The 6,972-nt window shown below is 72.1% G+C and carries 8 protein-coding genes; 6 read left to right on the top strand and 2 right to left on the bottom strand.

The genetic code is table 11. The features are described 5' to 3' along the window. Nucleotides 1-130: 130 nt before the first annotated feature. Entirely contained in the window at nucleotides 131-1,321 is a 1,191-nt protein-coding gene (locus VMN58_05345; GenBank protein HUF32618.1) for an acyl-CoA dehydrogenase family protein, read from the top strand. 73 nt (nucleotides 1,322-1,394) lie between these two features. Here VMN58_05345 and VMN58_05350 read toward each other — a convergent pair whose 3' ends face one another. Beyond that, nucleotides 1,395-2,018, bottom strand: coding sequence for a GNAT family N-acetyltransferase (locus VMN58_05350; protein HUF32619.1), 624 nt, complete (start codon nucleotides 2,016-2,018; stop codon nucleotides 1,395-1,397). Between the two features lie 177 nt (nucleotides 2,019-2,195). Here VMN58_05350 and VMN58_05355 point away from each other — a divergent pair, with 177 nt between their 5' ends. After that, nucleotides 2,196-2,384: a LysM domain-containing protein gene (locus tag VMN58_05355; GenBank protein ID HUF32620.1), complete on the top strand. Its 189-nt coding sequence runs from the start codon at nucleotides 2,196-2,198 to the stop codon at nucleotides 2,382-2,384. Nucleotides 2,385-2,428: 44 nt separating this feature from the next. On the opposite strand, the gene VMN58_05360 is transcribed toward VMN58_05355, so the two are convergent. Continuing rightward, nucleotides 2,429-2,935, bottom strand: a complete 507-nt coding sequence (locus VMN58_05360; protein ID HUF32621.1) for a helix-turn-helix transcriptional regulator — start codon at nucleotides 2,933-2,935, stop codon at nucleotides 2,429-2,431. 145 nt (nucleotides 2,936-3,080) lie between these two features. Here VMN58_05360 and VMN58_05365 point away from each other — a divergent pair, with 145 nt between their 5' ends. From VMN58_05365 to hypF, 4 genes are all read left to right on the top strand, one after another. Further along, entirely contained in the window at nucleotides 3,081-3,842 is a 762-nt protein-coding gene (locus VMN58_05365) for a HypC/HybG/HupF family hydrogenase formation chaperone (protein ID HUF32622.1), read from the top strand. Continuing rightward, nucleotides 3,839-4,519, top strand: a complete 681-nt coding sequence (locus VMN58_05370) for an SIS domain-containing protein (GenBank protein ID HUF32623.1) — start codon at nucleotides 3,839-3,841, stop codon at nucleotides 4,517-4,519. The genes VMN58_05365 and VMN58_05370 overlap by 4 nt, the downstream gene beginning before the upstream one ends. Further along, complete coding sequence (gene hypE, locus VMN58_05375) at nucleotides 4,516-5,616, top strand: hydrogenase expression/formation protein HypE (protein ID HUF32624.1); 1,101 nt, start codon at nucleotides 4,516-4,518, stop codon at nucleotides 5,614-5,616. The genes VMN58_05370 and hypE overlap by 4 nt, the downstream gene beginning before the upstream one ends. Further along, a partial coding sequence (gene hypF / locus VMN58_05380; protein ID HUF32625.1) for a carbamoyltransferase HypF occupies nucleotides 5,616-6,972 on the top strand: 1,357 nt, incomplete at its 3' end. The genes hypE and hypF, both read left to right, overlap by 1 nt.

Below are 6,972 nucleotides of genomic sequence, written 5' to 3' on the forward strand. Positions count from 1 at the left end.
TCGCTGCGCGAAGCGGCGGCCCGGCTCGGCGTCCCCGCTGACGCGGTCGTCGCCGTCGACGAGATCGGCCCCAAAGCCGATCAATTCCCGTCGCCGTGAACCAAACCACCCACCTGACTGGAGCACCATCATGACCACCCACACCAAGCCGGCGACGCTTGACCAGCTGATCCCCGCCGACCTGCTCGCCCGAATGGACGAGCGCGCCCCGACCTACGACCACGACAACACCTTCTTCACCGAAGACTTCCAAGAGCTCAAGGCCACCGGCTTCTTGAACATCGCCGTGCCGACCGAGCTCGGCGGCCACGGCCTGGGTCTCGACCAGGTCAGCGAGGCCATGGGCCGGATCGCCTACGTCGCCCCTGCGACCGCCCTTGCCCTCAACATGCACGTCTACTGGACGGGCGTGGCGGCCGACCTGCTGCGCACCGGTGACGAGTCCTGCCGCTGGATCCTCGAGGAGTCGGTCGCAGGCAAGGTCTTCGCCGCCCTCCACGGAGAAGCCGGAAACGACGTGCCGCTCTTCTACTCCACGGCTTCGGCCGAGCGGGTCGACGGCGGCTGGAAGATCAACGGGCACAAGATCTTCGGCAGCCTGTCGCCGGTCTGGGACTACGGCGGCTTCCACGCAGCGGACACGAGCGACCCCGAGAACCCCCGGATCGTCCACGGGTTCTTCCCCCGCGACACGGCCGGACTCGAGATCCTCGACACCTGGGACACCCTCGGCATGCGGGCCACCCAGAGCCAGGACACGGTCCTCACCGACGCGGTCGCCACCGACGACAAGGTCGTGCGGGTCTGCCTACCCGGGTTCGCGGGCGCCGACCTGTTCCAGGTCGCGATCTTCGCTTGGGGGCTCGTCGGCTTCGCCTCCGTGTACCACGGCCTGGCCCGGCGCGCCTTCGACCTCACGGTCGAGAACCTGCCCAGGAAGACGTCGGTCGCGTTGACCCGGTCCATGGCTCACCATCCCGAGGTCCAGCACCTCGTCGCCGAGATGAGGATCGGCCTGGACGCCAGTGAGGCCCTGCTCGACAGGGTGGCCTCGGACTGGGCGAGCGGGGTCGAGCACCCGGACTGGCCGGTTCGCCTCCTCGCTCTGCGCCACCGCGTCATCAACGAGTCCTTCGACGTGGTCGACAAGGCCATGGACCTGACCGGCGGCGCCGGAGCGTTCCGCCGCAACCGCATGGAGCAGATCTTCCGAGACGCCCGCATGGGTCGCTTCCATCCCGGGAACACGCTGCTCGCCCACGAGTTGATCGGCAAGCTCTCCCTCGGCGTCGACCCCGACGACGCCCTCCGCTGGGGCTGATCGAAGGCGACGTCCCCCAGAGCGGCCGGCAGTGCCTCGTGGCCGGTCCGCGTTGCGACGCGCTCGCGAGCACCTATTGCGCTGTCCACCGCCAGACATCTTCGCCGTCGTCGTCCATGACACCCGTGAACTTGAGTTCGCAGCACGCCGCTACACGTGCGGATGCGAAGTGCTCCGGGTGGATGTGCGCCTCGATCAGCTGCACGCCCTCATCACGGAGCCAACGACACATCGCGCGTGTCGCTGCTTGTGCAACTCCATGGCCCTGCCACGGCATCCCAACGACCCACGCGATGTCGGCGTGTGCCCCTTCGACGGACGCTTGGACGTACCCCATCGCGTCGCCCGCTTCGTCCCGAATGATCCAGTTGTGCCAATGCTCATCTGCGCGCCGAGAACCGTTGGCCTGCATCTCGTAGCGCCACTTCAGATCCTCGAGTGACGGTGGAGAGCCGCCCATGAACACATAGAGGCCAGGGTGCGCGAGGGCTGCGACCATCTCAACGGCATGATCAACTCGGAGGGGTTCAAGGCCGAGGTTTCCCTCGAGCAGAAGCGGAGTATGGCCCGAGGCCGGGTCATGCATCACGGCGACCGTACCCCGGACCATGCCGGCTGCGGGGTCGAGGGTTGACAACAAGCCCGCGCCCCACGCAAACCGCAACCGTCGCGTGCTCATCCACGACGGGTTGAGCACACGCGGCCAGCCTGAGCGTCGTCCCGTGGCGCTACGGTGTTCCAGGGATCGACGCTCGGGGGACGGGGCTTGATGGTGAGGCAGCTGGTGGTTGGTGGAGCACTCCTGGTCGCGGTCGGGTGTGGCGGGGGCGACGGAGACGCGCCAGCGACCACCACATCGACGACGCCCACCTCGGTGCCCGAGCGCGCCACCACGACCACCACTGCGGCCAGCGCCAGCTACACCGTCCAACCCGGCGACACGCTCTTCGACATCGCGCGGCGTTTCGGCAGCAGCGTCGACGCGCTCGTCGAGGCCAACGGCATCTCGGATCCCAACCTCATCGAGGTGGGCCAAGTGATCGAGATCCCACCCGCCGGCTGAGATCTCGAACCTCGACCCGATCCCCGCTTCCGGCAGCGGGGCGGTCAGCCGCCCTGGTGGTTCGAGGACGTGGGGGTGCGCCGGTTGTCGTCGGGACAGCCCGAGCCGGCGTGGCGCCCGTTGGTCGCCGCGGTCAGCACGGTGAAGCGGGTCAGGACCCGGGTGAGGCAGTGCGACTCCTCGGCGATGATCGCCATCCACCGCCGGAGCGTCTCGACGCCGGTGTCGGTCACCCCGTAGATGTTGCGGGTGGAACCGCCGGCCGGCGGCTCCATCTCCCACGACTCGAGGTACCCGTCGGCCTCGAGGTCGGCGAGGGCCCGGTACACAGCGGCGCGGTCGACGGGTCCGAAGCCCAGGCGCAGGAGCGAGTCGACGAGGCGGTAGCCGTGCCGCGGCTCCTCCGCCAGCAGCAACAGGAGGGCGGGGTAGAGGAAGTGCCGCGGCGGCGCCAGCTCGAAGCGGCTCTTGGGTGGAGCCGTAGGGTCAATGGCCGAGGCGTCCGGCCGAGCATGGGCCGTGCCGTTCGTCCTGTTCGGTGTTGTTGCCATGGACACCCCCGGGGCGCCACGCCGTGTCGCTCCCCCACGATCGACGTTACCCCTCGGCACGAATGGGTGTCCGGCGTCCCCATTGGCACGAACGAGGCCGGACCGTAGCATCGCCCAGGACCCCCGGGTCCGACGGAGGAGGGGCATGGTCATCGGCGACGCCGGGACAGCGGGAGCAGCGCAGCTCCCGGCGCGCGCCGCGGCCCCCACCGACCTGGCCGGGACGGCCCTCGCACTGGCCCGTCGCTTCGCCAGCGGTGCGACCCTCTGGTGCGTCGCCCCACAGTGGCCCGCCCACGCTCGGCACCTGGCCGTCGAGTTCGTGCACCCCGTCGTGGTGGGCGCCCGGGCCCTGCCGGGGGTGGCGGTGGAAGGCGACGACCCTGTCGGGAGCGTCCGGTCGCTCTCGACTCCGGGTGACCTGCTTGCCGCCATCGGTCCGGCCGACGACGCCTGCCTGGCCGCCCTGCTGCCGAGGGCGCGGGCCTGGGGGCTCACCACCCTGGGCATCGGGGCCGGCCCCCGCCCGGCTCCCGGGTGGGCCGACCACCTGGTGTGGACCGACGCCCCGGCCAGGGCCGTGGCCCACGACGGCCGTCTTGTGCTCGCCTACCACCTCCTCTGGGAGCTCACCCACGTCTGCTTCGAGCACCCCGGCCTGCTCGTCGACCCGGACGGGTGCGAGGACGAGCAGGTCTGCGCCACCTGCTCCGACGAGGGTCGTCACGGCGAGGTGTTCGCGGTCGGACCAGCGGTGGCCGAGGTGCGGACCGCCGCTGGCCGTGAGCGGGTCGACTGCACGCTCGTTGGCCCGGTGCAGCCGGGCGATGTGGTGCTCATCCACGCCGGCGTCGCCATCAGCCGGGTCGACGTAGCGCCGCTCGTCCACGGCGGGGGCCCAGTGTGAGCCCGGAGCGGACCGGGTTCCTCTACCCCTTCCTCGAGGCCGAGGAGCGGGACCACGCCGGCCTCCTCCGCGACCTCGCCGCCTCGGCGGCGGCCAAGACGGCCGAGAGCGACGAGCTGCGGCGGGCCACCCTCGCCCGACTCGACGCCGACCTCGACGCCGCGGCCGTCGCCATGGCCGGCCGCTTCGCCGCCGGAGGTCACCTGCTGGCCTTCGGCAACGGCGGTTCGAGCACCGACGCCGCAGGGCTGGCGGCCTGCTTCCTCACGGCGCCGGAGGACGCCCCGGGACGGAGCCTGCCTGCCCGCTCCCTCGCCGAGGACCCGGCTGTCTTGACAGCTCTCGGCAACGACGTCGGCTTCGACGTGGTGTTCGCCCGCCAGCTGGCCGCCTTCGGCGGCGACCGCGACATCGCCGTGGGCCTCTCGACCAGCGGGAGCTCCGAGAACCTGCTCCAGGCCTTCGCCGTCGCCCGGAAGAGGGGCATGCTCACCATCGGTCTCGCCGGGGGCGACGGCGGGCGCATGGCCGCCGCCGACATCGACCACTGCTTCGTGGTGCGGGCCACGAGCATCCACCGGATCCAGGAGACCCAGGCCGCCGTCGGCGCCGAGCTGTGGGCCCGCACCCATCGCAGCCTCGCCTCCGGTGACCCGCGACGAGGGAACCGAACGTGACCCACACCGACGCCGACCGCGAAGCGGCTGTCCTCGACCGCATCGAGGCATTCCGGCGCCGCCGGCCCCGGTTCGACGACGAGGTGATCACCCTCGCCCACGGCGCTGGCGGCAAGGCCTCGGCCGCGCTGATCGACGCCGTGTTCCTCGACGCCTTCGCCCCCACGCCAGAGGGCGAGCGGGCCGCTCCCCCCGGTGACGCCGCCTGCATCCAGCTGCCGGACGGCGGCCGGGTGGTGTTCAGCACCGACTCCTTCGTGGTCACGCCCCGACGCTTCCCGGGAGGGTCGCTCGGGCACCTTGCCGTCCACGGCACGGTCAACGACCTGGCGATGGCGGGCGCGCGGACCTCGTGGCTCTCGGCCGCGTTCGTGATGGAAGAGGGCTTCCCCGTCGCCGAGCTCCGCGAGCTGGTGGCCGACATGGCGAGCGCCGCGACGGCCGCCGGCGTCGCCATCGTCACGGGCGACACCAAGGTCGTCGACCGCGGCGCGGCGGACGGGGTCTACATCACCACCGCGGGTGTCGGCCTGGTGCCCGCTGGCCGCACCCTCGGCCCCGAGCTGGTGCGGCCGGGCGACCGGGTGCTGGTGTCGGGCACCATCGCCGACCACGGCATGGCGGTGATGCTGGCCCGGGGCGACCTCGCCCTCGAGGCCGACATCCGCTCCGACACCGCCGCACTCAACCGGTTGGTCGACGACCTGCTGGCCGCCGCTCCCGGCACCCGATGGCTCCGGGACCCCACGCGGGGCGGCGTCGGCACCGTGGCCAACGAGCTGGCCCAGGCGTGCGGCCTCGGGGTGGTGCTCGACGAGGTTCACCTCCCGGTCGATCCGGCCGTCGCCGGCGCCTGCGACCTGCTCGGCATCGACCCCCTCTACGTCGCCAACGAGGGCAAGCTGGTGGCGGTCGTCGCTCCGGGCGACGCCGACGCTGCACTCGCCGCCATGCGGGCCCGGCCCGAGGGGGCGGGAGCCGTCGACATCGGTGAGGTCGTGGCGGACCCCACCGGCATCGTCGTGCTGCGGACCACCTTCGGTGGCACCCGCATCGTCGACATGCTCGTCGGCGACCCGTTGCCCCGCATCTGCTGATGCCCGAGCGCCGGCGGGTCCGGGTCACCGGCACCGTGCAGGGGGTGGGCTTCCGCCCGTTCGTGCACCGCTCGGCGATGGCCCTCGGGCTCACCGGGTTCGTCCGCAACGACAGTGAGGGCGTCCTGCTCGAGGCCGAGGGTGCGCCCTGCGCGCTCGACGAGCTGTGCCGCCTGCTGGTGGACGCGCCGCCGCCCATGGCCCGGGTCGCGGCGGTGCAGACCACCGTGGTGCCGGCGCTCGGCGGCCACTCGGTGTTCGTGATCGAGGCCAGCACCAGCAGTGGAGCGCCCGACGCGGCGGTGAGCATCGACACCGCCACCTGTGACGCCTGCCTGGCCGAGGTGGCCGATCCGGCCGACCGTCGCCACCGCTATCCGTTCACCAACTGCACCGACTGCGGCCCCCGCTACACCATCGTCACCGGCGTCCCCTACGACCGCCCTGCCACCACCATGGCCCGCTTCACCATGTGCCGCCGGTGCCAGGCCGAGTACGACGACCCCGGCGACCGCCGCTTCCACGCCCAGCCCAACGCCTGCCCGGCGTGCGGGCCAACGCTGCAGTTGATCTGGGCCGACGGCACCACCGCGGAGTCGGGGGAAGACGCCCTCCTCACCGCGGCGGGGTCACTGGCCGCCGGGCAGACCGTTGCAGTGAAGGGGCTCGGAGGGTTCCACCTGGCGACCGACGCCACCGATGCTGCCGCGGTGGCCCTCTTGCGTCGCCGCAAGTCGCGCGACGACAAGCCCTTCGCCGTGCTCGTCGCCGACCTCGATGCCGCCCGGTCCGTCTGCGACCTCGACGACGCGGCCGAAGCAGCACTCGTCTCCTCCGGCAGGCCCATCGTGGTTGCGCCGCGTCGTCCCGGCAGCGACATCGTCGCCGCCGTGGCCCCCGGCCTCCACGATCTCGGCGTGATGCTTCCTTACACCGCGCTGCACCACCTGCTCGTCGCCGAGGTCGACCGCCCCCTGGTGCTCACCAGCGGCAACGTCAGCGACGAGCCGATCGTGCACACGGACGACGACGCTGTCGCCCGGTTGGGCCCGCTCTGCGATGTCATCCTCACCCACGACCGTCCCATCCACATCCGCTGCGACGACTCCGTGGTGCGCGCCGGCGACGGCGCCGCTCGGGTCGTTCGCCGCTCGCGCGGCATGGTGCCCGAGCCCATGGTGCTGCCCCGCCCCGCCGGGCACCCGCTCCTGGCCGTCGGTGCCGAGCTCAAGAGCACCGTCGCGGTGGCGCGGGGGCGGACGCTCACGGTCAGCCACCACATCGGCGACCTGGAGCACCTGGCCGCCCACCAGTCGTTCGTCCAGGCCATCGAGCACCTGTGCCACCTCGCCGGCG

The organism is Acidimicrobiales bacterium, assembly GCA_035512495.1.
Classification (GTDB): Bacteria; Actinomycetota; Acidimicrobiia; order Acidimicrobiales; family CADCSY01; genus DATKDW01.

What these genes read in the sequence shown, in the direction of transcription:
- VMN58_05345 (HUF32618.1), top strand. Translation starts at nt 131, where the DNA reads ATGACCACCCACACCAAGCCGGCGACGCTTGACCAGCTGATCCCCGCC.
- VMN58_05360 (HUF32621.1), bottom strand. Translation starts at nt 2,935, where the DNA reads ATGGCAACAACACCGAACAGGACGAACGGCACGGCCCATGCTCGGCCG.
- VMN58_05365 (HUF32622.1), top strand. Translation starts at nt 3,081, where the DNA reads ATGGTCATCGGCGACGCCGGGACAGCGGGAGCAGCGCAGCTCCCGGCG.